20 protein-coding genes and 2 tRNA genes are annotated in these 23332 nt (G+C 71.9%); 10 read left to right on the plus strand and 12 right to left on the minus strand.

Features of this window, described 5'->3' with window-relative positions:
- Positions 1-439 precede the first annotated feature (439 nt).
- Positions 440-973 (plus strand): NUDIX hydrolase, encoded by a 534-nt coding sequence (locus ACGF3I_RS11950; protein ID WP_393130759.1) that lies wholly within the window; start codon positions 440-442, stop codon positions 971-973.
- Here ACGF3I_RS11950 and ACGF3I_RS11955 read toward each other — a convergent pair.
- Positions 951-2300, minus strand: coding sequence for a hypothetical protein (locus ACGF3I_RS11955; RefSeq protein ID WP_393130761.1), 1350 nt, complete (start codon positions 2298-2300; stop codon positions 951-953). The two genes, ACGF3I_RS11950 and ACGF3I_RS11955, sit on opposite strands and share 23 nt — an antisense overlap.
- A gap of 123 nt (positions 2301-2423) precedes the next feature.
- Between ACGF3I_RS11955 and ACGF3I_RS11960 the strand changes: the two genes are divergently transcribed.
- The 5 genes from ACGF3I_RS11960 to ACGF3I_RS11980 all read left to right on the plus strand — a co-directional run bounded on the left by ACGF3I_RS11960 (position 2424) and on the right by ACGF3I_RS11980 (position 5381).
- The gene (locus tag ACGF3I_RS11960; RefSeq protein ID WP_393130763.1) at positions 2424-2624 is read left to right on the plus strand and encodes a hypothetical protein; all 201 of its coding nucleotides are present in this window, start codon (positions 2424-2426) and stop codon (positions 2622-2624) included.
- A complete protein-coding gene (locus tag ACGF3I_RS11965; protein WP_393130765.1) occupies positions 2624-2953 on the plus strand; it encodes a hypothetical protein in 330 nt (109 codons plus the stop codon). The genes ACGF3I_RS11960 and ACGF3I_RS11965 overlap by 1 nt, the downstream gene beginning before the upstream one ends.
- Positions 2954-3146: 193 nt before the next feature.
- Positions 3147-4271 (plus strand): radical SAM protein, encoded by a 1125-nt coding sequence (locus tag ACGF3I_RS11970; RefSeq protein ID WP_393130767.1) that lies wholly within the window; start codon positions 3147-3149, stop codon positions 4269-4271.
- Positions 4268-4432 carry a hypothetical protein gene (locus ACGF3I_RS11975; protein ID WP_393130770.1) on the plus strand — a complete coding sequence of 55 codons (165 nt, stop codon included), beginning with the start codon at positions 4268-4270 and terminating at the stop codon, positions 4430-4432. The genes ACGF3I_RS11970 and ACGF3I_RS11975 overlap by 4 nt, the downstream gene beginning before the upstream one ends.
- A gap of 88 nt (positions 4433-4520) precedes the next feature.
- On the plus strand, positions 4521-5381 hold the full coding sequence (locus ACGF3I_RS11980) for a GNAT family N-acetyltransferase (RefSeq protein WP_393130773.1): 861 nt from the start codon (positions 4521-4523) through the stop codon (positions 5379-5381).
- A 203-nt stretch (positions 5382-5584) separates the two neighbouring features.
- Here the strand turns inward: ACGF3I_RS11980 and ACGF3I_RS11985 are convergent.
- Both ACGF3I_RS11985 and ACGF3I_RS11990 read right to left on the minus strand, forming a co-directional pair.
- Positions 5585-5657, minus strand: a tRNA-Arg gene (locus ACGF3I_RS11985).
- Between the two features lie 365 nt (positions 5658-6022).
- Positions 6023-6113 (minus strand) — tRNA-Ser (locus ACGF3I_RS11990).
- Positions 6114-6566: 453 nt separating this feature from the next.
- On the opposite strand from ACGF3I_RS11990, the gene ACGF3I_RS11995 reads away from it, so the two are divergent.
- Both ACGF3I_RS11995 and ACGF3I_RS12000 read left to right on the plus strand, forming a co-directional pair.
- Positions 6567-7004 (plus strand): SSI family serine proteinase inhibitor, encoded by a 438-nt coding sequence (locus tag ACGF3I_RS11995; protein ID WP_393130775.1) that lies wholly within the window; start codon positions 6567-6569, stop codon positions 7002-7004.
- Positions 7005-7155: 151 nt separating this feature from the next.
- Complete coding sequence (locus ACGF3I_RS12000) at positions 7156-11475, plus strand: PAS domain-containing protein (protein WP_393130777.1); 4320 nt, start codon at positions 7156-7158, stop codon at positions 11473-11475.
- 67 nt (positions 11476-11542) lie between these two features.
- Here the strand turns inward: ACGF3I_RS12000 and ACGF3I_RS12005 are convergent, their stop codons facing one another.
- From ACGF3I_RS12005 to ACGF3I_RS12045, 9 genes are all read right to left on the minus strand, one after another.
- Positions 11543-13198, minus strand: coding sequence for a long-chain fatty acid--CoA ligase (locus ACGF3I_RS12005; protein WP_393130779.1), 1656 nt, complete (start codon positions 13196-13198; stop codon positions 11543-11545).
- A 173-nt stretch (positions 13199-13371) separates the two neighbouring features.
- The gene (locus ACGF3I_RS12010) at positions 13372-13917 is read right to left on the minus strand and encodes a SigE family RNA polymerase sigma factor (RefSeq protein ID WP_393130781.1); all 546 of its coding nucleotides are present in this window, start codon (positions 13915-13917) and stop codon (positions 13372-13374) included.
- A 176-nt stretch (positions 13918-14093) separates the two neighbouring features.
- Positions 14094-14987: a DUF1906 domain-containing protein gene (locus tag ACGF3I_RS12015; protein ID WP_393130783.1), complete on the minus strand. Its 894-nt coding sequence runs from the start codon at positions 14985-14987 to the stop codon at positions 14094-14096.
- A gap of 166 nt (positions 14988-15153) precedes the next feature.
- Positions 15154-16320 carry a lipid-transfer protein gene (locus ACGF3I_RS12020; RefSeq protein ID WP_393130785.1) on the minus strand — a complete coding sequence of 389 codons (1167 nt, stop codon included), beginning with the start codon at positions 16318-16320 and terminating at the stop codon, positions 15154-15156.
- Between the two features lie 34 nt (positions 16321-16354).
- Complete coding sequence (locus ACGF3I_RS12025; protein ID WP_393130788.1) at positions 16355-16765, minus strand: MaoC family dehydratase; 411 nt, start codon at positions 16763-16765, stop codon at positions 16355-16357.
- A complete protein-coding gene (locus ACGF3I_RS12030; RefSeq protein WP_393130790.1) occupies positions 16762-17844 on the minus strand; it encodes an acyl-CoA dehydrogenase family protein in 1083 nt (360 codons plus the stop codon). Before ACGF3I_RS12030 ends, ACGF3I_RS12025 begins: the two co-directional genes overlap by 4 nt.
- On the minus strand, positions 17844-18881 hold the full coding sequence (locus ACGF3I_RS12035; RefSeq protein ID WP_393131235.1) for a bifunctional MaoC family dehydratase N-terminal/OB-fold nucleic acid binding domain-containing protein: 1038 nt from the start codon (positions 18879-18881) through the stop codon (positions 17844-17846). Before ACGF3I_RS12035 ends, ACGF3I_RS12030 begins: the two co-directional genes overlap by 1 nt.
- 32 nt (positions 18882-18913) lie before the next feature.
- Positions 18914-20077: an acyl-CoA dehydrogenase family protein gene (locus tag ACGF3I_RS12040; RefSeq protein WP_393131237.1), complete on the minus strand. Its 1164-nt coding sequence runs from the start codon at positions 20075-20077 to the stop codon at positions 18914-18916.
- Between the two features lie 262 nt (positions 20078-20339).
- Complete coding sequence (locus tag ACGF3I_RS12045; protein ID WP_393130792.1) at positions 20340-20651, minus strand: hypothetical protein; 312 nt, start codon at positions 20649-20651, stop codon at positions 20340-20342.
- 500 nt (positions 20652-21151) lie between these two features.
- Between ACGF3I_RS12045 and ACGF3I_RS12050 the strand changes: the two genes are divergently transcribed.
- Both ACGF3I_RS12050 and ACGF3I_RS12055 read left to right on the plus strand, forming a co-directional pair.
- On the plus strand, positions 21152-22015 hold the full coding sequence (locus ACGF3I_RS12050; protein WP_393130795.1) for a bifunctional DNA primase/polymerase: 864 nt from the start codon (positions 21152-21154) through the stop codon (positions 22013-22015).
- Between the two features lie 570 nt (positions 22016-22585).
- Positions 22586-23254 (plus strand): DnaB-like helicase N-terminal domain-containing protein, encoded by a 669-nt coding sequence (locus ACGF3I_RS12055; RefSeq protein WP_393130797.1) that lies wholly within the window; start codon positions 22586-22588, stop codon positions 23252-23254.
- Positions 23255-23332: the final 78 nt, after the last annotated feature.

The following is a 23332-nucleotide window of genomic DNA, read 5'->3' on the forward strand; positions in this document are numbered from 1 at the left end:
CGGGTCGCCATGCGGGGTTCGGTCCTGGGCCAAGGCGCCCGGGGCAGTACGGTCCTGGGCTGCGGCGGCCGGGGCGGCCACGGCGCCGAGAAGGGCGGCGGCAACCACGATACGAAGTGCGCTCTGCTGTGAACTCATGCCCCCATGCTGGGAGTTGCCGCGCCCCACGCCCATGGTGCAGCCCCCCGAGCCTCCCAGGTGCCAGCACCCTCAGGGCACCCTAGGGGACGCCCCGCGCGGGCCCGGCCAACCCTGAAGGCGATCCCAGAGCGAGTCGGACATCTCCATGCCACCGCCAGGCAGAGCCCAGAGGCCGTTGTCCCGCCGGCGCCGCCGGGTCGTCGTAGTACTCGGTCCGTGCCACGGTTGCCTATCCCCTCTCTGATGTCCTCAAGGCTCGTTCTGCGATGCTGGAGGCTGATCGAGAGGGGCCGCAGCGATGCAGTGGAAGATCCACGGGGAACGTCCGATCTACGAAAACACCTGGGTCAACGTGTGGCTCACGGACATCGAGACCCCAGACGGAAACCGCTGGGAGCATCACGTCGTCAAGCTCCGGCACCTGGCAGTGGCGGCCGTGGTCAATGAGCAGCGCGAAGTCCTGATGATGTGGCGGCACCGCTTCATCACCGACACCTGGGCGTGGGAGCTGCCCATGGGCCTGGTCGAGGAGGGCGAGACGCCCGCCGAAGCGGCCGCGCGTGAGGTGCTGGAGGAGACCGGTTGGCGGCCCGGCCCGATCAAGCCGCTGATCTACGCCGAGCCGGCCAACGGCATCACCGACTCCCAGCACCACGTCTTCCGGGCCGACGGGGCAACGTACGAGGGTCCGCCGACCGAGAAGAACGAGTCGGACCGGATCGAGTGGATCCCTCTGGCCGACGTGCGGGGCATGATCGACCGTCGCGAGATCGTCAGCAGCGGCTCTCTGGTCGGGCTGCTCTACGTACTCATGGACGCGGCAATCCGCTGACCTGACGGGGCAGCACTTCCCGGAGCCGGGACTCGAACGCCACCGCGGCCGGTTCCCGGCGGAAGGGCTCCAATTGCTCGTAGAACTCCCGAAGGTGCCCAGCGACTCGTTGCGAGCTGATGGCCGCCGCCGGGGCCAGGGCGTCCATGGCCGTGTGGCACGCCTCGTCGAGTTTGCCGCGCTGGAGCTGAGTGCGGGCCAGCCAGAAGGCGTGGAAGGCGCGGGCTCGGTGGTTCGATGCGTGTTCGCGGCGGAGGGCGTCCGCGATGAGCGGTTCGGCGAGGGCGGCCTCGCCCAGGCGACCGTGCGCGATGCCGGTGTCCGCGATCAACTTCGGTTCGTCGAAATAGGCGACCCAGGCCGGGTCAGGATCACCAGTGCTGATCCTGCCGAACTGGGTGTGGGCTTCCGAGATCGCGGTGTGGGTCGCGCCGTGGTTGCCGAGGGTGGCGTGGGCGAAGGCTTCGCGCATCGCGAGCATGGTCAGCACGCGCGGTGTCGTCCCCTCGGCCGTTCGAGCCTGGTCCTGGGCTGCCGTGACGAGTGCGAGGGCGTCGCCAGGCTTGTCCTCATAGGTGGCCTGGAGACTCATGCAGGCGAGGACGTTGGCCATGAACTGGCGGTCGTCGATGGCCTTCGCCAGACCGAGGGATTCGGTGAAGTAGGCACGTGCCTGGTTGTACTGGCGGGCGTCGAAGTAGGTCCACCCGGTGAGCCGGGCCAGCTCGGCCGCGATGCTGTGCAGGCCGTCCCGTAAAGGAGCCGGCCGCTGTTCCTTGAGGAGGTCGACGACGTAGCGGAGCTGGCCGACGACCGCCGGCCGTAAGGTCTCGCCGCCGTGCTCGTCGTCCCGGCGCCAGTAGTCCGCAATCGACGAATGCAGCGCGTCCAGCGTCGAGGCGCTGAGATCCCGCTCGGCCGCCAGGGCGAGGATGCTGTCGACGTCCGCCCCCGGTAGTCCGGCGGCCAGTGGTTCGACGGCTTTGGGGACTGGCACCTCGGCTGGTTCGCTGGGCGTGACCGTCAGGCTGGGCGGCGTCTCCCAGGAACGACGGGCAAGGCCGAGCATGTGCCCGGGGATGCGTAGTCCGTCCGAGATCCGTTCGATCACGTCCATGTGCAGCAACTGCCGCCGGCCGGCGATCACCTCGCCCACGCGGCTCGGGGTCAGGTCGCAGCGACGCGCGACCATCGACGGATAGATGCCTGCTCGTGCCTTGACCAGCTGAAAGATGCGGCCGAAGTCCCTGGCCTGGCATGCCTCGATCATGACTAGGTCCGTGATCAGGCTGACCGGGAGTTCCTTCGAGCGGGATGGCTCGGGCATCGGGCACGCTCCGGCATGAGGACTACGGATCGCTGCACTTGGTCAACCGAGGGCGATATTACCCAAGTTGGGTAATCCGCTTGGCCTTTCTGTCCGGGCCCGCGGATCGCGATGCTCCTGGCCATGGCGAACGGACAGGACGACGTACGGATGACGTTGCGGGTCTCCCGCGACTCCGGCCAGACGTGGGGGCCTAGCACAGCGGTACGCGTGGGCGACGACACGGTGGTCCCGGAGAACCCGGGCCGCTACCCGCCGTGCGTCTGCCCCCGGTGCTCGCAGCAGGCCCGGAACGCCGTCGCGTCCTTCCGGATGGTGTCGTGATGCGTTGCACGCACTGGCGCCGGGTGCCCCTCGACCTGGCAAGGGAAGCGCGGGAAAAGTCGACCACCCCGTACATCGACAGGGCGGTGCAGTGCCAGCTGTCCGCGCACGACGAAGGTGAGCACTTCGGTCTCCTCACCGACGCCTACCCATACGGGACCGCTCTGTGGCTCCGCTGGCACGGGACGGACGAGGCACAACTCGTTGTACTCCCTGACTGCCCGGTGGCCGCCCCAGGAGCCGACGGTGAGGGCTGCTGTCTGTTCGCCGACCACGCCAAGGAGCACACCTGGGAAGACGCCCTGGAGGAGATCTCGTGCACCAGCTGATCGCGAGCCCGCACAAGACCCGGCGCCCTCGCTCGCCTCGCAACGAACTGTGCGGGGACTGCGGTGGCAGCGGCGCCAACTCGTCCGGCAAGACCTGCGGCACCTGCAACGGCTTGGGAGAGATCCACTGCCGCGCCAGCCGGCAGGACTCCCGTTCGCTGTCCCGCTCCGTGATCCGGAAGGAGGGCCACCGATGGCCCACGCTCTAATCGCCTCCCCGTTCCTCGACGGACACCTTCTCCTCAAGCCGGGAGCACGAGCCGGCGCCCGCGTCTCCGCCGACCACTTCGAGGGCCTGCGCCAAGCCGCCACCGACGGTGGGTCGCTCCCCGCCTGGACGGTGCAGACCGCCGCCGACGTGTGGGGCCTGGACCTGGGTGGCCAGACCGCGCAGAGCACCGTGCTGGTCCGCGAGCCGTCCCCGTACGGCTACTGCCGGGCCTCCTGGGAGATCAACCTCGGCTGCAACTTCGGCTGCAAGCACTGCTACCTCGGCGAGCGGCCCTTCTCCGGCCTCGGCTGGGAGGACAAGGTGCGACTGCTCGACATCATGCGCGAGGCCGGCGTCCTCTGGCTCCAGATCACCGGCGGCGAGCCCACCATGGACCCCCACTTCCAGGGCGCCTACCGGTACGCCTGGCAGGCCGGGATGATGCTCACCATCTCCACCAACGGCTCGCTGCCCTGGCGGCCGGACCTCCTGAAGCTCTTCCGGGACTGCCCGCCGTACCGCTTGGTGGTCAGCATGTACGGGGCGAGCGAGGAGTCCTTCGACACGCTCACCCAGCGCCGTGGGGCGTGGAAGGCGTTCCGGCGCGGCATGGACGCCGCCCGTGAGGCGGGGCTGCCGTTGCGTATCAACGTCGTGGTGACCGAGGACAACGCCTCCGAGGCCGACGAGATGGCCGCCCTCGCCGACGAGTGGAACGTCGAGAACCACGCATACACGAACATGACGCCCACGATCTACGGCGGCGGAGAGCCGCTGCTCGCCCAGTCCGCCGCCCACCTGCGGCAGCGCAAGCCGTTCGCCGGCTGCAACGCGGGACACACCTTCTTCCACGCCGACCCGCACGCCAAGGTCTCGATCTGCAAGGTCGGCCGCGACGACCAGATCGACCTCATCGCCGAGGGCATCGACGGCCTCACCCGGCTCGGCGCCATCGCCGACCGCCTCATGCTTCGCACCGGAGGGTGCGGGGGCTGCGCCCTGTCCGGCACCTGCCGGGTCTGCCGCCCCCTGGCCAAGCACTACCAGGAGGCAAAGGCGCCGCTGCACAGCTACTGCCAACACGGAGACAAGGAGAACGCCTCATGACCCCGCCCGTACCGGTGGCCATCCTCCCCGGCCCGCCGCCCTCGGCCCGCCGCGCCGCCCCGCCCGTCGCGACCGCGTCGATCACCGCCGTCCAGGACCTCGACGTGATCGTGGAGAGCGCGGAGTGTTCCTGCGACGCCGGTGACGACAACCCCCACTGACCGGCACCGTGCAGTCAACTCCGTTCAGGCCCCGACGTACTCGCGTCGGGGCCTGAGCCCTGTCCGGCTCACCGTTAGGGTGCCGCTCATGTTCTTCCGCTGGGACTGGCTGCGGCCCGTACTGACCGCGCCGATCGTGCCGACTCTCGGTCCCGTCCACCCCGATGCCCTGACTGTCAGCGTGTTCGAGGACATCCTGCGGGCAGCCGGCACGGGTGACTTCCTGCTCTACGACAAGGACCGGCGCTGGGGCGGCGAGAAGGGCGAGAAGGTCCTTCGCGAGGACGTGGTTCACGAGCCCCAGCGCACACTCATCCCCACTCTGGGTGGACGCGGCACTGTGAAGGTCTTCGCGTACGGGCTCCGCGGCACCATCGTGGATGAGGCCGCCGAGCTGGCCGCCAAGCTCGCCTCCACACACGACGTAACGGACGCCCGGGTCGTACGCCCTCTCGGTCCCGAGGCCGCACATCCGCGCGGCACCCGCATCCAGCTGAAGGACTTCGCCGCCCACCCCTGCCTCGCCCCGGACGGCCCGGTCCGGCCCGTTACCGCCTGGTCGGCCGCCGTGCAGGAGACCTTCGCCCCGTTCGCCGAGGCCATGGCAGACGATGGCCTGGCCTTCCTCCATGCCCAGATGCAGGCGGGCGGCTGCGGCCCGGTTCTCGCCGCAGCCGTCGAGGACCGCATCGTGGGCGCGATCGGCCCCATGGAGATCCAGCCCGACGCCATTGGACGCCCTCAGCTCATGCCCCAGTACTTCGCCGTCCTCCCCGCAGCCCGAGGCCGGGGCCTGGGACGCGCCCTGTGGCGGGCCGCGATGCGCTGGGGCCAGTCCCACGGCGCCGCCTACCAACTCCTCCAGACCGAGGTCGACGGCCCCTCCGACCGACTGTGCCGGGCTGAAGGACTCACCTCCCTCGGCTTCAGCCACGCCACACCCGCATAGCTCCGGACCACGTCACCTTCTCTTGTCAGCTGACCCATCACGACTGGTTGACCGGCAATTTGCGGTGGCTGGCGCGGACTTGGCAAGCGCCCCGCGTCGTCCGGCGCGATGGACGGTAGCGGCTGACCTGGTTGCTGTACTTCGCTGCTGTAAGGCCCAACGCAAGAGGCCCCCGGATCATCTCCGGGGGCCTCTCACCTGTGTGCACTCGGCAGGATTCGAACCTGCAACCTTCTGATCCGTAGTCAGATGCTCTATCCGTTAAGCTACGAGTGCTTGTGCTTCCGGGGTTTTTTCTGCCCCGTCGGCGTTGCGAGAACAACATTACATGACCTGCGCCGTGACGCGAAATCCATTAGCCCCACCGCCCCTGACCTGCGGAAATGCCTCTGCGTGAGCGGCACCGGTTCACTCGGGCGGGTGGGGGTGCGGGGCCAGGTGGGCCCGAAATCCGGCCGGGGAGGTCCTCTCGGGAGGCCCGGGGCCGGGTTCGGCGGGTCAGGTGCGGCGGGCCAGTCCGGGAGACGCCGACCGGGCCCGAGCAGTCGGGCCGGGGCGGCAGGGTCGGAGCGGCCGGGGCCGGCGGGGCGTAGAACGGCCGAAGCCCCGGCCGTGGGGCCGGGGCTTCGGGTGTTGCTGCGCGGAGGCGGAGGGATTTGAACCCTCGATGGGCTTTAAGACCCAAACCGCATTAGCAGTGCGGCGCCATAGACCGGACTAGGCGACGCCTCCAGCACACCGCCGCGTAAGCGAGTGGTGCGTGCAGATGATGACACAGCCTTGCGGGCCGTCACCAATCGCACCCCACGGTACTAGGCAGGAGGGCGCGAGAGCAAAGCCGTTCGTGCGGCGCAACGCCGCGCGTTGACGCGCGTTAGACCTCGCGGGAGTCCCGAGGTCCGGGACGCCCGTACGCCGATCCGACCGCCCTCCCAACAGCTCAGGGATCCGCACAGAACCCGGAGCACAGGGACCCAAAGCACAGGAAACCGGAGCACAGGGCCCGAAAGCACGGAACCCACAAGCACCGGGCCCACCAGCACCGGCCCAGAAGTGCAGGGCCCCACAAGGACAGGAACGCAGGCCCCCGAACCGCCGGCTCCCCCCGGAAGCCCGGGCCCCGCCATCGCGCGGGCCCCGGGCCCCGGGGCGGGCCGAACCGCACCCCCTGGAGACGAGACCCCCATGCTGCGCCGCTTCGCCGTCACCGCCGCCGCCTCGCTCACCGCGCTCGCCGCCGCGCCCGCCGCCCTCGCCGGGCCCCTGCCCGTACCGCTGCCGCTGCTCGGCGGCGGGCACACCGAGGACCGGCTCACCGTCACCGTCACCGGTCTGCCGGGCGTGGAAGGCACGTACACGCTCGAATGCCACCCGGCGGCCGGCAGCCATCCGCGGGCCCAGCAGGCCTGCGACAAACTCGACTCGGTCACCACCTGGGGCAAGGACCCCTTCGCGGCCGTGCCCAAGGACGCGATGTGCACCGCGCTCTACGGCGGCCCGGCCACCGCGCACGTCACCGGCACCTGGGCCGGACGGCCCGTGGACGCGACGTACGGCCGGGGCAACGGGTGTGAGATCTCGCGGTGGGACAACCTGGTGCCGGTGCTGCCGAGTGCCAGGTAGGGCACCCCTTGGGGGGTGCGCGCGTACGTCGTAGTCACACAACCTTGGTGAGAGCTCCCCCTCATCCGCCGTCGCTCGCGCATCCCCAGCCTTTAGACTCCCTCCCAGTGACAGGCCGCAAGGTGCAGTGGTTCAGGGAGGAAGCGTCGTCGTGAGCAGCAGGCCATCCCGAGGCGCTGCTCGCCTCGCAGCCATACTTGACGCCCTTCCGGACGGGCTCCTGCTCGTCAACTGCAACGGCACGGTGGTCAACGCCAACACCGTCGCCCTGGAGATGCTGGAGGCGCCCGGTACGGGGCTGGTGGGGCGGGGAGTGCTCGACCTCCTGCCCTCGTTCGACTCCAAGCTCATCCCCGGTTCCATGCGCCGGCCCGAGAGCGAGGACGAGCAGGGCCGCACCAAGCCGACCCGGATGGTCGCGCGCCGCACCGACGGCACCGAGTTCCCGGTCGAGGTGACGAGCGCCAACCTGGAGGACGGTCGGGACGCCTACGCCTCCTACGGAAGCGGCGGCGGCCCCGGCTCCTACTCGGGCGACGAACTCCTCATGCTGGTCGTACGGGACCTTTCGGGCACCGTCGACACCGAGGCGGAGCTGGCCCGTTCGCAGCGCCAGACCGAGATGATCCTGCGCGCGGCGGCCGAAGGCGTGGTCGGCACCGACACCGACGGCCGGGTCGTCCTGGTCAACCCGGCGGCGGCGCAGATCCTCGGCTACCGGGCCAGCGACCTCGGCGGCCAGGAGCTCCACCCGCTGGTGCTGCACTCCCGCGAGGACGGCGAACCGTTCCCGTACGAGGGCAGCCCGCTCGCCGACACCCTCAAGTCCGGGCGCAAGCACCGGGTGCGCGGGCAGGTCATCTGGACGAAGTCCGGCGCCAAGGTGCCGGTCGACCTGACGACCGCGCCGGTGCGCGACGGCGATCTGCTCGTCGGCGCCGTCATGACGTTCACCGACCGCCGCCCCTTCGAGGAGCAGGCCGCCAAGCACGCCGAGGTCCTGGAGCGCGAGACCGCGCGCTACGACGCGCTCGCCGCCCGGCACCAGCAGCTCCTCTCGGTGCTCGCCGGTTCGCTGCGCGGGCCGATCGACGAGCTGCGCCGCGAACTCTCCGCGCTCGCCGCCGACGACGCGGGACAGCTGTGGCCCGAGGCCAATCAGGTCCTGCACCACCTCGCCGCCGGATACTCGCGGATCACCACGCTCGTCGACAACGTCCTCGGCTACCAGCGGCTCGACGCGGGCAGCGAGGAGCTCAAGAAGGCCAAGGTGCTGGTCGATTCGGTCGTCGGCGCCGGTGTCGACGGCGCGGTCGAGCTGATCGGTCCTGGGCGCGCCCAGTTCGCCGTGCACACCCCGCCCATCGAGGCCGAGGTCGACGCCCCGCGCCTGGCCACCGCGCTCGCGCACCTCATCGCGGACGTGGCCGGCGTCGACGCCACGGGCAAGGCTCCCGTCGCCGCCGGCGGCTACATGGACTCCACCGTGGTGGTGGCCGCCGCGGTCCGCGGCGAGGTCGTACGCATCGAGGTGCGCGGGCCCTACGCGGGCGGCGACCCCGTCCACGGGCCCATCGTGCGCGGCATCGTGAAGGCGCACGGCGGTGTGCTGCAGACCGTGGACGTGCCGGGCATGAGCGGCTCCGCCTATGTGCTCGAAGTGCCGCTCGGCGCGGGCGCCGGAACCGTCGAACCGCCTGCCGTCCCGCAGCCCGACGAATCCCTGCTGCCCGCGCAGCAGGACGGCGGCGGGCGCAGGCGCGGCCGGCGCGCCTCCATGGACGCGTTCCTGGAGAGCCCGGTCGGCGACGGGCTGTCCCCGGCGGCGGCCCCTTCGTCCCCGCAGGCGTCGTCCCCGACCGGGCGGCGCCGGGCGGCCAGGGCCGAGTCCGCGGCCGGTGAGGCCGAGGGCGGCCCGGACGGTGACCGAGCCCGCATCCCTGCCCAGCAACAGGGCTTGAGCGGTGCCGGGACCCCCGAGGGTGGCGCCGGCACCGCGGACGGGCCGGGGTCCGGGGGTACGGTTCCCGGCGGCTCCGGGCCGTCCGGCTCCGGGCGGCGCCGTGGCCGGCCCAGCCCCGCCGAGCAGGACGCCCAAGGACCCCTGGGAGCCGTGGGTTCCGCAGGGTCGGTGGGTTCCGCAGGGTCGGTGGGTTCCGTGGTGACCGGTGCGGAGAGCGCCCGTGAGTCGTCCGGCATGGGCCGGGCCGCGCTGGGCGAGACCGTGCCGCCGCAGGGCGTGCCCACCGAGGCCACCGGACGCCGGGCCCGCCGCGCCCTGCCCGCGCCCTCGTCCGCCGATGAACCGGGCACACCTGCCCCCACCGGGAACAGCACCGCAAACACCGCCGAGCCGACCGGGCGCAGGGCCCGCCGTGCGCTGGGAGCCGCTCCGGGCGGGGCCGGCGCCGCCAACGGCCAGGAGGGCTCGGTGCGGACGGCGTTCGCACTGCCGCCCGCCGACGCCGACCGCGCCCCCCACCCCGCTCCGCCCACCGCGGGCCCCGGCGCACCGCCCGCACCCGTCCACCCCGACGCATCCGCCCGACCCGTCCATCCCGACGCATCCGCCCGACCCGTCCGCCGTCCGGTCAACACCGGTCAGGGTGGGGCCGGGCAGGGTCAGGGCGGGGCCGGGCAGGTCATGGGTTCCGGTACGCCTATGGGGTCCCGTACGCCTATGGGGTCGGGTACGGCTGTGGGCCCCGGTACGCCCACGGGTTCTGGTACGCCTATGGGCGCTGAGCCCATGGGTGTTGAGCCCATGGGCGCTGGAGCCACGGGTGCTGAACCCATGGGGACGGGGCCTATGGGGACGGGACCCATGGGGGCGCGGCCAATGGGCGCCCAGCGCACGGGAGTTGAGCCCAACGGCGCTCGCCCCATGGGCGCGGGCCCGGGCCCCACGGGTGCCCAGGCCATGGATGCCCAGGCCATGGATGCCCAGCCCACCAGTGCCGCCCAAGCCACGGGCGCCCAACCCATGGGCGTCCAACCCACCAGCCCCGCCCAGCCCCGCCCCGGCACCGCGGGCGAACCTCCCGCGGCCGGCGTGGCCGGCGCGGCCGACCCCGTGGTGCCGCACCCCGCAGCGCCGAACCCCGCCGCACAGAGCCCCGTCGCCCAGGACGGCCCGGACCCACGCGTCCCGGCGCGGGGCAACCCCGCCCCGGGCGACCCCGCCGCCGAGCACACCCCGCCCCAGCCGCACCCGGCCGAGCAGCCCGAGTGGGCGGCCCGCGCCGTGCGGGCGCCGGGCGCCCCCGGTCCCGTACCGCCGCCGGTGCCGAACCCCAACCCCGGCCCGCCGCAAGGCCAGGCCGCACCCAGGCCCGTGACGCCGCCCGCCCGGCAGCCGCTGCCCGCCGAGACCCCGCCCGGGGGCATCCCGGCCGCCGGGGACACCCAGGGCCGGGCGTTCAGCGTGCGGGCGCTCGGGCAGAACGCGACGTTCGCCCAGGCCCAGGCTCAGGCACAGGCGGCCCAGACCACCGGCGGCCCGCTCGGCTCCGGGCGACGCCGCAAGCTGGGCACCCCGCCGGAGGGCGTCGAGCGTCCCGCCGAAACGGCCGCCCGGCCGCATCCGGTGCTGCCCACGCCCCCCTCGCCCCCCTCGGAGGGCCGGGGCCGCGCGTACGCGATCGGCGCACCGGACGAGGGCGCCGAGGGGCCCGAGCCGCTCGACGGGCCCGGTGGAGCCGTCGAGGTGGCCAACCGGCCGCAACCGCAGCCCGTCGACGACGAGTTGCCCCCCGAGCCGCTCGACAACCCGCGCCGGCTCCTCGTGTGGCCCGCGCCCGACGTCTCCACCCAGCAGGCGCTGAGCGAACGCGGCTACCGGCCCGTGGTCGTGCACTCGCGCGAGGAGGTCGACGCGCAGATCGCCGCGTTCCCCGCCGCACTGTTCGTCGACCCGCTCACCGGCCCGATCACCCGGACCGCGCTCCAGTCGCTGCGCCAGGCGGCGGTGGCCGCCGAGGTTCCCGTCCTCGTGACGGCGGGCCTCGGGCAGGCCACCCGCGAGGCGGCGTACGGCGCCGACCCCGCCGTGCTGCTGAAGGCGCTCGCGCCGCGCGACAGCGAGCAGCACCCCTCGCGGGTGCTGCTGATCGAGGAGCACGAGGAGATCGCGCTCGCGCTCACCGCGACCCTGGAGCGGCGCGGCATGCAGGTCGCTCGGGCCGGGACCGACTCAGAGGCGGTCACCCTGGCCGCCCAGATGCGGCCGAATCTCGTCGTGATGGACCTCATGCAGGTCCGCCGCCGCCGGGCCGGGATCGTCGACTGGCTGCGTGCCAACGGGCAGTTGAACCACACCCCGCTGGTCGTCTACACCTCGGCCGGCATCAACCAGGCGGAGCTCCCGAAGCTGTCGGCCGGCGAGACGGTGCTGTTCCTGGCCGAGCGCTCCACCAGCGCCGAGGTGCAGGGCCGCATCGTGGACCTGCTGGCCAAGATCGGCACCAACTAGCCGACGCCGTGGGCCAGTTGCGGCGACCGGCTCGGGACCCTTTCACGGGCCCCGGGCCACGGCCTGGCTAGCGGAGCTCGGTCACGTCCAGCTCGCCGTCCGCGTACCGCCTGCGGATGACCTTCTTGTCGAACTTGCCCACGCTCGTCTTCGGCACCGCCTCGATCAGTGCCCAGCGCTCGGGGAGCTGCCACTTGGCGATCGTCTCGGCGAGGAAGGCCTTGAGCGTCGCGTAATCGGCGGTGGCGCCCGGCTTCAACACGACGGTGGCGAGCGGGCGTTCGCCCCACTTGTCGTCCGGCACGGCGACGACCGCGGCCTCGGCGACCTCGGGGTGCGCCATCAGCGCGTTCTCCAGCTCCTGGCTGGAGATCCACTCGCCGCCGGACTTGATGACGTCCTTCGCGCGGTCGGTCAGGGTCAGATAGCCGTCCGGGCTGATCACGCCGACGTCGCCGGTGCGCAGCCAGCCGTCCGGGCTGAACTTGTCCTCCGGCCGGAAGTCCTCACCGCCCGTGCCGCCGAAGTAGGCCCCCGCGATCCACGGGCCCCGCACCTCCAGCTCGCCCGCCGACTCGCCGTCCCAGGGCAGGAACGCGCCGTCGGGCCCGGCGAGCCGCGCCTCGACGCCGGCCGGGAAGCGGCCCTGGGTGATGCGGTAGGGCCACTCCTGCTCGGCGGTGAGACCGGCGGGCGGGTTGGACATGGTGCCGAGCGGCGAGGTCTCCGTCATGCCCCAGGCGTGGCAGAGCCGGACGCCGAGCTTGTCGTACGCCTCCATCAGCGAGGGCGGACAGGCCGCACCGCCGATCGTGACGTTCCGCATCGACGTGAGGTCGCGCGGGCGGGCGGTGACCTCGGCGAGCAGCCCCTGCCAGATGGTGGGCACGGCCGCCGCGTGCGTCGGCTTCTCGCGCTCGATCATCTCGGCGAGCGGGGCGGGCTGGAGGAAGCGGTCGGGCATGAGCATGCTCACCCCGGACATGAACGTGGCGTGCGGCAGGCCCCAGGCGTTCACATGGAACTGCGGCACCACGACCAGCGTCGTGTCCTGGTCCGTGAGCCCCATCGACTCGGACATGTTGACCTGCATGGAGTGCAGGTAGATCGAACGGTGGGAGTACACCACGCCCTTGGGGTCCCCGGTGGTGCCGGAGGTGTAGCACATGGCGGCGGCGCTGCGCTCGTCCAGCTCGGGCCACTCGTACGTCGTGGGGCGCCCGGCGATGAGCTCCTCGTACTCGTGCACCTGCGGGCCGTCGCCGCCGATCCCGCCGAGCGGGCTCCGGTCGCCGGGGCCGGACACCACGAGGTGCTCCAGGGTGGGCAGATGGGGGAGCAGGGGGGCGAGCAGCGGCAGCAGCGAGCCGTTGACGATCACCACGCGGTCGGCGGCGTGGTTGACGATCCAGATCAGCTGCTCGGCGGGGAGCCGCAGATTGAGGGTGTGCAGCACGGCGCCCATGGACGGGATCGCGAGGTAGGCCTCGACGTGCTCGGCGTTGTTCCACATCAGGGTGCCGGCGGCCTGGCCGTCCTCGACACCGAGCTCGCGCAGGGCGTGCGCCAGCTGGGCGGCGCGGGCACCGATCTCGGCGAAGCTGCGGCGGTGCGGTTCCGCGTCGCCGGTCCAGGTCGTGACCTGGGACGTGCCGTGGATCGTCGACCCGTGGGTCAGGATCCGCGAGATCAGCAGCGGTACGTCCTGCATGGTGCTCAGCACGGCGTCCTCCCGGTGAGCGCTACGGCGCGCTCCATGGCGATAGGGTCTGCCGATTCTGCTCACGTACCGCGCGGTATGTCACTACCCGGGAGTAGTTTCGGCCGTCGTTGCGCGAAGTTACCTGCAGAAACCGGCACGGAGGCGCCCTGCGGCGCACCCCGGGTCACCGCGCGTCACCGTATGGGTTCGAGCTCCGGGTCCTCGCGGAGCTTGCCGAGCGCCCGGGACACCGCGCTCTTGACCGTGCCGACCGAGACGCCGAGCACCTCGGCCGTCTGCGCCTCGCTCAGGTCCTCGTAGTACCTGAGGACGACCATGGCGCGCTGACGGTCGGGGAGTTTCATGACCGCACGCCACATCGCGTCGTGCAGCACCTGCTGGTCGGCCGGGTCGGGGCCGGGGACGACCTCCGGCTCGGGCAGCTCGTCACAGGCGAACTCGTCGACCTTGCGCTTGCGCCACTGCGAGGTGCGGGTGTTGAGCAGCGCGCGGCGCACATAGCCGTCGAGCGCCCGGTGGTCCTCGATCCGGTCCCAGGCGACGTACGTCTTGGTGAGAGCCGTCTGCAGCAGGTCCTCCGCATCGCTCGCGTTCGCGGTCAGCGAGCGCGCGGTGCGCAGCAGCACGGGGCCCCTGGCGCGGACGTACGACGAGAACGACGAGTACGCGTGGTAGGGCGTCGCCGCTCGGGAGGCGCTGGTGCAGACGGGCGTTGTCATGTCTCCACGCTAGGAGCGGGAAGACCCCCGGGGATCGGCCCCAGGTCGCGAAGCGATGTCCGCCTCAGGTTGTAGGGGTGGGGGTGGCTGCACCTCCTGAAGGTGGAGGACGCATCCCCGGCCGTCAGGGTTCAGCCACTTACGGCCCGATCCGCACCGGCCCTCCGCGGATGCGCTCAGCCGATGCGGGCGACCGGCGCGTCCACCTGGTTGCGGTCCACGACCAGGCGGCGGCCGCCGTGCGTCTCGGCCGCGTCCCCGGCGTACTGGTGGATGCGGCGGTGCTGCCAGGCGTCCTTGTGCAGGGCCGCCTCCTGGTACAGCGCGGGGCCGGTGTGCCAGCGGGCGAACCAGATCGCCGCCGGCATGTCGCTCTTCCCGGCCACCCGCGCCTGCTCGATCTGCCGCACCCCGGAATCGGCGCTGCTGTAGAACCCGGGCAGATAACCGCGCCCGCGCACCTCCTTGTTCCAGGCCCGCACGAAGTCCAGCGTGGTCCTGGCGCAGGACGCGTTGTGCACGTCGTACGCCTCCAGGTCGAGGTAGAGCGCGCTGCCGGCCAGCATCCCGAGCGCCCGCGCCTGCTCCACCGCCTGCCCCGCCTCGGTCCTGCCCTGCTGCACCGGCCGGGAGCCGATGGGCACGCCCTTCTTGTTCTGGGCGACCACGCACGGCGCCTGCGAGCCGAGGAAGACCGGCAGCACCTGCCAGCCCATCGCGTGCACCTGGGTCACCCAGTTCTTGTTGAGGTTGCGCTGCACCGGGCAGTGCCGGCCGCGCCCCGCGTAGTAGATGCCGATGGCCCGGTACGGCGAACTGCGCCAGGCCCGCATGTCGGCCAGCGAGGGCGCGTTGCAGGTGTCGAAGGCGGCCCCCTTGAACGAGACGGTGGGCGCGGATCCCGACCCACCGGGTGCACCTGGCGCACCGGGCGGAGCGACGGCGGACGAGGCGGGGGACGAGGGCGGGGACGCGGCGACGGCGGGCGTGGCGGCGGAGGAGGCGAGCAGGCCGGTGACGGCGAGCAGGCCGGTGAGGGAACGGGCGAGGGTCAGCTTCAAGCGGCGCATGGCCCGAGTGAACGGTGGGCCGCCCCCTCCGGCCACCGCTGCGCCCGGCCCCTCGGCCGTACGGGTGCAGGATCAGCCGTCCGCCCCAGCCCGGCCCCCAACCCGGCCTGCGCCCAACCGTCCCTGAGGTGCGGTCACGTCACGGAGCGGGCCGACTGACGGCACATCAGCCGTCCCGGCCCAGCACCAGCCCCGATGTGGGCACCCCCGTACCGGCGGTGACCAGGACGTGGGACGCGTCCGCCACCTGGTTCACCGAGGTGCCCCGCAACTGGCGCACCGCCTCGGCTATGCCGTTCATCCCGTGCAGATACGCCTCCCCCAGCTGACCGCCATGGGTGTTGAGCGGAACCCCGTCCGAGGCCACGAAGCCGGCCGCCTCGCCCGGCGCGCAGAAGCCGAACTCCTCCAGCTGCATCAGGACGAACGGCGTGAAGTGGTCGTAGAGGATCGCCACGTCGATCTCGGCGGGGGTGAGCCCCGAGGTGCGCCACAGCTGCCGGGCGACCACCCCCATCTCGGGCAGCCCGGTCAGGTCGTCCCGGTAGAAGCTCGTCATCGCCTCCTGTCGGCGCCCGGCCCCCTGCGCGGCGGCGGTGATCACGGCCGGGCGCTGCCGCAGGTCCCTGGCCCGCTCGGTGGTGGTGACGACGATCGCCTGTCCGCCGTCGGTCTCCTGACAGCAGTCCAGGAGCCGCAGCGGCTCGACGATCCAGCGCGAGGCCGCGTGGTCGGCCAGGGTGATCGGCTTCCCGTGGAAGTAGGCCGCCGGATTGTTCGCGGCGTGGCGGCGGTCGGTGACGGCCACGTGCCCGAAGGCCTCCGGCGTCAGGTGGTAGGCGTGCAGATAGCGCTGGGCGGCCATGGCGACCCAGGACGCGGGGGTGAGCAGCCCGAACGGGAGCGCCCAGCCGAGCGCCGCGCCCTCCGCCGACGGCTCGCGCTGTTGCACACCCGAACCGAAACGGCGCCCCGACCGTTCGTTGAACGCCCGGTAGCAGACCACCACTTCGGCCACCCCGGTCGCGACCGCGAGGGCGGCCTGCTGCACGGTGGCGCAGGCCGCGCCGCCGCCGTAGTGGATGCGCGAGAAGAAGGACAGCTCGCCCATGCCGGCCGCCTGCGCGACCGTGATCTCGGGGCTGGTGTCCATGGTGAAGGTGACCAGGCCGTCCACGTCCGCCGGGGTGAGCCCCGCGTCGTCGAGTGCCGCGTGCACCGCCTCGACCGCCAGCTTCAGCTCGCTGCGCCCCGAGTCCTTGGAGAACTCCGTCGCCCCGATCCCCACCACCGCCGCCCTGCCGCCCAGCGAGTCGGCTCCGCGCACGCTCATGACGCCTCCCCGCGCCGGCCGGCCCCTCGCACCCTCATGACGCCTCCCCGATCGGGCCCGCCGCGCCGGACACGGCGACCCGCACCGTGCCGGTCACATGGTGGCCGAGCCCATTGGCGCCGGTCACCCGCACCTCGGCCACCTCGCCCTCCACGGCCGTCACCGTGCCGGTCAACGTCATGGTGTCGCCCGGGTAGTTGGGCGCACCGAGCCGTATCCGTACCGACCGCAATCGGGACGCCGGGCCGAAGTGGTCCGTGATGTACCGCCCGACCAGGCCATTGGTGGTCAGGATGTTCATGAAGATGTCCGGCGACCCCTTCTCGCGCGCCAGTACCGGATCGTGGTGCACGTCCTGGTAGTCCCGCGAGGCCACCGCGCCGGACACGATCAGCGTGCGCGTGACCGGGATCTCCAGCGGCGCCAGCTCGTCCCCCACCTTCACGCCTCCACCCCCTCCTGTGCCCGGGTGCCGTCGGCGCAAGGCCGTTCCGAGACGATCAACTCACCGAGTTCTACGAGGAGTTCGGACCCGCACCCCAAATACGCGTCCAGCTGCCGCCCCCAGAGGAAGTGGCGGTGCACGGGGTGCTCCACGTCCGCCCCGAGGCCGCCGTGCAGGTGCTGGCCCGCGTGCACGACGCGGGTGCCCGCCTCCGAGGCCCACCAGGCCGCCGTCAGCGCGTGCGTCCCGTACCCGAGCCCCTCGTCCCGCCGCCAGGCCGCCTCATAGGCGGTGACCCGTATCGCCTCGGTGTCCATGTACGCGTCGGCGGCCCGCAGCAGCACGCCCTGGTTGGTGGAGAGCGGGCGCCCGAACTGCTCCCGCTCCGTGGTGTGCCGCACCGCCCGGGCCAGCGAGCCCGCGCAGACCCCGGCCTGGAGCCCCGCGAACGCCGTACGGGCCGTGGCCAGCACGTCCTCGTAAGCCCCCGCGCCGCCCACCCGCTCGGCCGGGACGCCGCGAAGGGTGAGCCGGCCCGCCGACCAGGGCGCCGTCGTCTCCACCGGCTCGGCCGCGCAGTCGGCCACCCGCACCAGCCACAGGGCCCGTTCCGCGTCCGGCACCAGGACATGGGTGGCGTCCCGCAGCCACGGGACGACCGGCACGACCCCGCTCAACTCGCCCGTGCCGTCCGCCCGTTGCTCGCTGCCGCGTATGCCACCGGTCCGGACCGGGAACGCCCCGGTCACCACCGCGCCACCCGCCCGCACGGCCGGTAGCAACCGTTCGCGCTGCTCGGGTGAGCCGTGGGCGGCGAGCGCGAGGGCCCCGTAGACGCAGGTGGACGCGAAAGGGACCTGGGCGGTGGTCCTACCCTGTTCTTCCAGGGCCAGTACCAGGCCGAGCAGACCGACCTCCTCGACCGCGGCCACCAGCCCGGCCCCGCACAGCGCCTTCCACAGCTCGGCGTCGCTGCCCGGCCCGGCCGCGGTGAGCCGCTCGTGTGTCGAGAGGTCGCCGAAGATCTGCCCTGCCAGGTCACGGACCGCTGCCTGCTCCTCCGTGGGCGTGAAGTCCATCAGGCCGCCTCCGCCCGGAACACCGGAAGCTCCAACGCCTCGTCCACCCGCAGGAACGCGAGGCGCACCGGCATCCCGATCCGCACCTCGTCGGGCGGGACGCCGATCACGTTGCTGATGATCCGCACACCCTCCGCGAGCTCTACCAGGCCCACCGCGTAGGGCGGGTCGAAGGCCGGGAAGGGCGGGTGGTGCATCACGACGTAGGAGTAGACGGTCCCGCTGCCGGCCGCGTCGATCGTGTCCCAGCGCGCCGAACCGCAGCCCGGGCACCCCGGCAGCCAGGGGAAGCGCAGTTCCGCACAGTCCTCGCAGCGCTGGATCAGGAGCCGGTGCTCGGCGACTCCCGCCCAGAACCCGGCGTTGTCCCGGTTGACGACGGGGCGGGGCCGCAGCGCGCGGTCGGCGGACCGATCCGGCCGGGGGGCGTCAGCGGCTCGGTCCGGCGCCGGGGCACGGCCAGCGGCTCGATCCGGCCGCGGGGCAGCCTCGTCCTCTCTCTTGCCGCCTGAACTCCGCCGCACCGGGGCGTACTTGAGGATGCGGAAGCGGTGCGTGCCGGCGAGCGAGCCGCCCGCGCTGATGTCCATGCGGGTGGTGACGAAGTGGCCCGTGCCCAGCTTGGTGGTCTTCCGCTCCGACACGGTCTCTATCACCGCGTCGAAGGTCACCCGGTCGCCCGGCCGCAGGTCACGGACGTACTCCTGCTCGCAGTCGGTCGCCACCACCGAGGTGAACCCGGCCCCGTCGAGCAGCTCGAAGAGCTCGTCGTACGCGGTCGTGCGGCCCGTGCCGTCGCCGTGCCCGGACAGGCCCCCCATCGTCCAGGCCTGGAGCATCGTGGGCGGCGCCACCGCGCCCGGCCCCCCATAGGCGGGATGGGTGTCGCCCATCGCCTCGCACCAGTGCCGGATCATCGGCTCGTTGACCAGGTCCTTGCCCACCCCGGCGGTCGCCGCCGGGCGGCCCTCGTACTTCTTCAGCCGGGCGAGGAACTCCGCCTCGGCCGCCTCCTTCGCCCCAGCCGCCGCGCTCACCCCGCCCGCCCCGCTCACCCCGTCCTCCGCGCTCACCGCTTCCCCCGTTTCATGCCGAGCCGCATCGTCGCGACGATCTCCCGCTGCACCTCGCTCACCCCGCCCCCGAACGTGTTGATCTGCGCCGCCCTGTTCATCCGCTCCAGCTCCCCGCCCCCGAAGGCGCCGGGCGAACCACCCCTGATCAGGCCCGCGTCCCCCACGATCTCCTGACACATTCGATACGTTTCGACCGCGGACTCCGTTCCCATGAACTTCACGCCGCTGGCGTCTCCCGGGGCCAGGTTCCCGGCCCCCACATCACCCACCAAACGCCAGCTGAGCAGGCGATTCACCGCCAGCCTGGCGTGCACCGCGGCCAGCTTGACCTTCACCCATTCGTGGTCAACGGGCCGTTCCGAACTCACCGGATCGGGCGTACACGCGTACGAGAGCGCGGCGTCGTAGAAGTCCTCGGCCTGCATGCCGATCGCGGCGAGCGCGACCCGCTCGTGGTTGAGCTGGTTGGTGATCAGACCCCAGCCCGCGTTCTCCTCACCCACCAGGTGGGACAGCGGCACCCGGATGCCGTCGTAATAGGTCGCCGTGGTGGTCAGACCGCCCACGGTCTCGATCGGCGTCCACGAGAAACCGGGCGCGTCGGTGGGCACCAGGACGATCGAGATACCGCGGTGCTTGGGCGCGTCGGGATCGGTGCGGCAGGCCAGCCAGATCCAGTCGGCGTTCTGGGCGTTGGAGGTGAACACCTTCTGCCCGTCGATGGCCCAATGGCCGCCGTCGCGCACGGCCCTGGTGCGCAGCGCGGCGAGGTCGGTGCCGGCCTCCGGCTCGCTGTAGCCGATCGCGAAGACGAGGTCGCCGCCGAGGATCCTGGGCAGGAAGTACGCCTTCTGTTCGGCCGTGCCGTACTTCATCAGCGTCGGGCCGACCGTGTTCAGGGTGACCATGGAGACCGGTGCGCCCGCGCGGTAGGCCTCGTCGAAGAACACGAACTGCTCGTCCGGTCCGCGCCCTTGGCCGCCGTACTCGACGGGCCAGCCGAGCCCCAGCAGACCGTCCGCGCCGATCCGGCGCAGCAGCGCGCGCTGGGCCGCCGCGTCCGTGGCGGGCGGCGGTCCTTGCGGCATCAAGTCGGCGAAGTACGTGCGCAGTTCGGCGCGTAGCCGCTGCTGGCGTCCGGTCGGGGCGAGGTGCACGACGACGGCCTTCCGTGCGTACGGACACACCGGCGGCCTGCCCGCGCGCAGGGCTCGCTCGCTCTTGCGCACGGGGGCTCGCCGATCAGGTTTCTGACTGTCCGTCAGATGCCGCCCCGCTGTCAATGGGGACGGGCGGCCCGGTGACCGGCGGCGCGCAGGGGGCGGCACGCATGACGACGGCCCGGGGGCTCGCGCCGTAGCGCTGGCTCCCGGGCCGACGATCACCCTAAGCTCCGGCCCCCGCCCCAGGGGGTGGGGATCACCACAGGCGGGTGAAGTTCACGGCGACGTTCCCGTTGCCCTGGTTGATCGACGTGAAGGCGGACCCGTTCACCTGGGCGGTGTTGCTCTGGTTGGTCGCGCCGGAGCCGACGGCCTGCTGCTGCGTGGTGGACGAGTTGCCGCGGTTGTCGTGTCCGACTCCGCTGCCGCTGACGGTCGCCACCGCCGCGTTCGATCCGTGACCCGCGAGGGAGCCGTTGTCGGCGATGGCGACGCCCGAGAAGAGGGCGGCGGCCAGCGGCAGCGCGGCAGCGGCGACGAGGACGCGGGCGGTACGGATGCTTGCCATGTCAATTCCTCCAGGAACCCGAAGACCGGGTAGTTCGACAAGACCGGGTCGTTCGACTCGATCCGGACCGCTCTCGCACCAGGCAAGTACGGCCCGTTCCAAGGCAGTTGGCCGACCGCCCCGGACGCTGTGTGACGACGTCGCGAGATCAGAGTTGCCCACCGAATCCCCGGCGAACCAGTCATTGGGGCACCTTTCGCCCGCAAGCGTGAGGACATGTCGATAAACCCTCAATGCGCCACCAAACCCGGGGCCAGGCCTGAGGGTGCGGGGCGGAATCGGGCGCTCCAGCGAGGAGAACCGTTTCGGCTCGGATTCGGCCAACCTCGCGCGGGGCGGCCGACCCGCCGGTGGCCCACGGCCCGGCCATGGGGTGGCCGCCCAGGCGTCACCCGCAGGTCACCGCCATGTCACCGGCCGGCCGCCCGGCGGCGGTGGGGTCGCAGGGGACACCCCGGAAAGGGATTCCTCTTCTCGAACATTCGTACGAACATGGAGCCATGGCCACCATCGACCGGCAGGCCGCCACCCTGGCCCTCGCCCACGCCCTGTCCGCCGCCGAGCGCGGCCTGCCCGTCATCCCCCTCTCCCGCACCAAGCTCCCCGCGCTCCCCTCGCCCCACCGGGCGGAGCCGCGCCCGGCCCTCTGCCGCGGCGAGTGCGGGCTCCCGGGCCACGGGGTGCACGACGCCACCACCGACCCGTCGGCGGTGCGCGCGCTGTTCGCGGCGGCGCCCTGGGCGACCGGTTACGGCATCGCCTGCGGCCGGCCGCCGCACCACCTCATAGGGATCGACCTCGACACCAAGCCGCCGGGAACCGATGCCACGGCCGCGCTCCAACTCCTCGCGCTGCGCCACCTGTTCACGATCCCCGAGACCGTGGTCGTCATCACTCCGAGCGGGGGCCGCCACATCTGGCTGACCGGCCCGCCCGGGGCCGTGGTGCCGAACTCCGCGAGCCGGCTCGCCCCCGGCATCGACATCCGGGGCGCGGGCGGTTACCTGGTCGGGCCCGGCTCGCTCAGCGCCCACGGCGTCTACCGGCTCGCTCCCGGCACCGCCCACCTGGGCCCGGCCCCGTGCCCCCGCGCCCTGCTCGACCTGCTGACGCCTCCGGCCCGCCCCCTCGCGGCGCGGCAGCACGCGGGCCACCAGGGGCAGGGCCTCGTGCAGTTCGTCCTGGCCGCCCACGAGGGCCAGCGCAACACCCGGCTGTTCTGGGCGGCCTGCCGGGCGTACGAGAACGGCATCGGCGAGGAGCTGACCGGCCCGCTCACCGCCGCCGCGATCCGCACCGGCCTCCCCGCACACGAGGCCCGCGCCACGATCGCCTCAGCGGCCCGCATGACCATGTCCCGCTGACATGCGCGAAGGGCGCCCCGGAATCCGGAACGCCCTTCCCCGCCGGGCCACATGGGCCGGCACATGCGGTGGGTGTGGGATTTGAACCCACGGTGACATCGCTGCCACGACGGTTTTCAAGACCTTTCTCTAACCCTGAAGGACGAAGCGCTACGTCGCAGGTCAGCGCCACGCAAGCGCTCCAGAGAAGCGATCCGAACCCTCTCCGTGCCCTCTACGTGTCCGCCAGTCGTCTTGCCCCATCGAACCGCCCTGGACCACGAGCTATCGCCGCAGAAGCTCGTGCAGCAGGGTCACTACCGCAACAGCTACACCAAGGGCTGTCCCCAGTGCCGGATACTGCAAGACCAAGTACACCGTGAAAACCCCAGTAAGCATGAGCAGAAGAGTGCGCGTACTGATTTGGTCCATCGAGCCCTCCAAGTAGGTTCCTTGAACCAGCGTCAGCTTCGAGTGGGCTCAGTTGACGGCTCCTGACAACCTCTGGCGATCTCTTACAATCTCTGACAGAACATGACGGCAGGTGCCATCATGAGCGGGCTCTGCGGAGCTCAGGCCAGGGGGGATTGCATGCCACAGTGGCTTCGGCCAAGGCTTCCGGAAGGCCCTCTCAAGGACCTCAATCGCGAACTTCATGCGCTGCATGGCAAGGCGGGGTACCCGTCAGCCCGGCATCTCTACCTGGCCGTAGGGAAGGCCGCCAGCCACACGAAGATCCACCACGCCTTCGTAAAACCCACGCTCCCGTCCTGGGGCGTGGTTGAAGTAGTGGTAGAACAGCTGGCACGCCAAGCCAGGCCCCGCCTCTCGGCCGAGGACGAGATCAACCGCTTCAAGGGTCTGTGGGACAAGGTGCATGCATCAGTCTTTGCTGCCCCAGTGTCAGCTGAGCGCCAGAAGACGTTCACGAGCACGCATCAACCATCGCCTGGCGCAGTCCCCCCAGCACTCCGGCCAAGCGCCTTCACCGGGCAGAACGCCTTGATCTATCAGGCAATCCTCGACCTTTACAGGGCGGGAGAACCGGTGGGAGTGCCACAAGTGGCTGCGGAGCTTGAGCGACGTGGACAGCTCGCTCTGTGTGGCGGCGAGGACTACCTCTTCGAGTGTGTGAAGCGCGCGATCAAGGGTGCGTTCGAGGCCGGCCTAACCATCCCCGAGTTCACCGCCCTCAACGCACGCAAAGTACGTGCCGCTGCGAGCAGACGCGAGGAACTTGCCTCGTCGGAGTCTGAGTAATTCAGACACAATCGGCGCGTGGATCCGATAGCCACTCCTGGGCACCCGCGCCTAGTACGCCTTGGCTGGACATCCGTT

Source organism: Streptomyces sp. NPDC048111 (genome assembly GCF_043202815.1).
GTDB lineage: Bacteria > Actinomycetota > Actinomycetes > Streptomycetales > Streptomycetaceae > Streptomyces.

Bases quoted from the DNA above. Each gene is read 5' to 3' on its own strand.
- ACGF3I_RS11950 (WP_393130759.1), top strand. From the start codon at position 440: ATGCAGTGGAAGATCCACGGGGAACGTCCGATCTACGAAAACACCTGG.
- ACGF3I_RS11955 (WP_393130761.1), bottom strand. From the start codon at position 2,300: ATGCCCGAGCCATCCCGCTCGAAGGAACTCCCGGTCAGCCTGATCACG.
- ACGF3I_RS11960 (WP_393130763.1), top strand. From the start codon at position 2,424: ATGGCGAACGGACAGGACGACGTACGGATGACGTTGCGGGTCTCCCGC.
- ACGF3I_RS11965 (WP_393130765.1), top strand. From the start codon at position 2,624: ATGCGTTGCACGCACTGGCGCCGGGTGCCCCTCGACCTGGCAAGGGAA.
- ACGF3I_RS11970 (WP_393130767.1), top strand. From the start codon at position 3,147: ATGGCCCACGCTCTAATCGCCTCCCCGTTCCTCGACGGACACCTTCTC.
- ACGF3I_RS11975 (WP_393130770.1), top strand. From the start codon at position 4,268: ATGACCCCGCCCGTACCGGTGGCCATCCTCCCCGGCCCGCCGCCCTCG.
- ACGF3I_RS11980 (WP_393130773.1), top strand. From the start codon at position 4,521: ATGTTCTTCCGCTGGGACTGGCTGCGGCCCGTACTGACCGCGCCGATC.
- ACGF3I_RS11995 (WP_393130775.1), top strand. From the start codon at position 6,567: ATGCTGCGCCGCTTCGCCGTCACCGCCGCCGCCTCGCTCACCGCGCTC.
- ACGF3I_RS12010 (WP_393130781.1), bottom strand. From the start codon at position 13,917: ATGACAACGCCCGTCTGCACCAGCGCCTCCCGAGCGGCGACGCCCTAC.
- ACGF3I_RS12015 (WP_393130783.1), bottom strand. From the start codon at position 14,987: ATGCGCCGCTTGAAGCTGACCCTCGCCCGTTCCCTCACCGGCCTGCTC.
- ACGF3I_RS12020 (WP_393130785.1), bottom strand. From the start codon at position 16,320: ATGAGCGTGCGCGGAGCCGACTCGCTGGGCGGCAGGGCGGCGGTGGTG.
- ACGF3I_RS12030 (WP_393130790.1), bottom strand. From the start codon at position 17,844: ATGGACTTCACGCCCACGGAGGAGCAGGCAGCGGTCCGTGACCTGGCA.
- ACGF3I_RS12045 (WP_393130792.1), bottom strand. From the start codon at position 20,651: ATGGCAAGCATCCGTACCGCCCGCGTCCTCGTCGCCGCTGCCGCGCTG.
- ACGF3I_RS12050 (WP_393130795.1), top strand. From the start codon at position 21,152: ATGGCCACCATCGACCGGCAGGCCGCCACCCTGGCCCTCGCCCACGCC.
- ACGF3I_RS12055 (WP_393130797.1), top strand. From the start codon at position 22,586: ATGCCACAGTGGCTTCGGCCAAGGCTTCCGGAAGGCCCTCTCAAGGAC.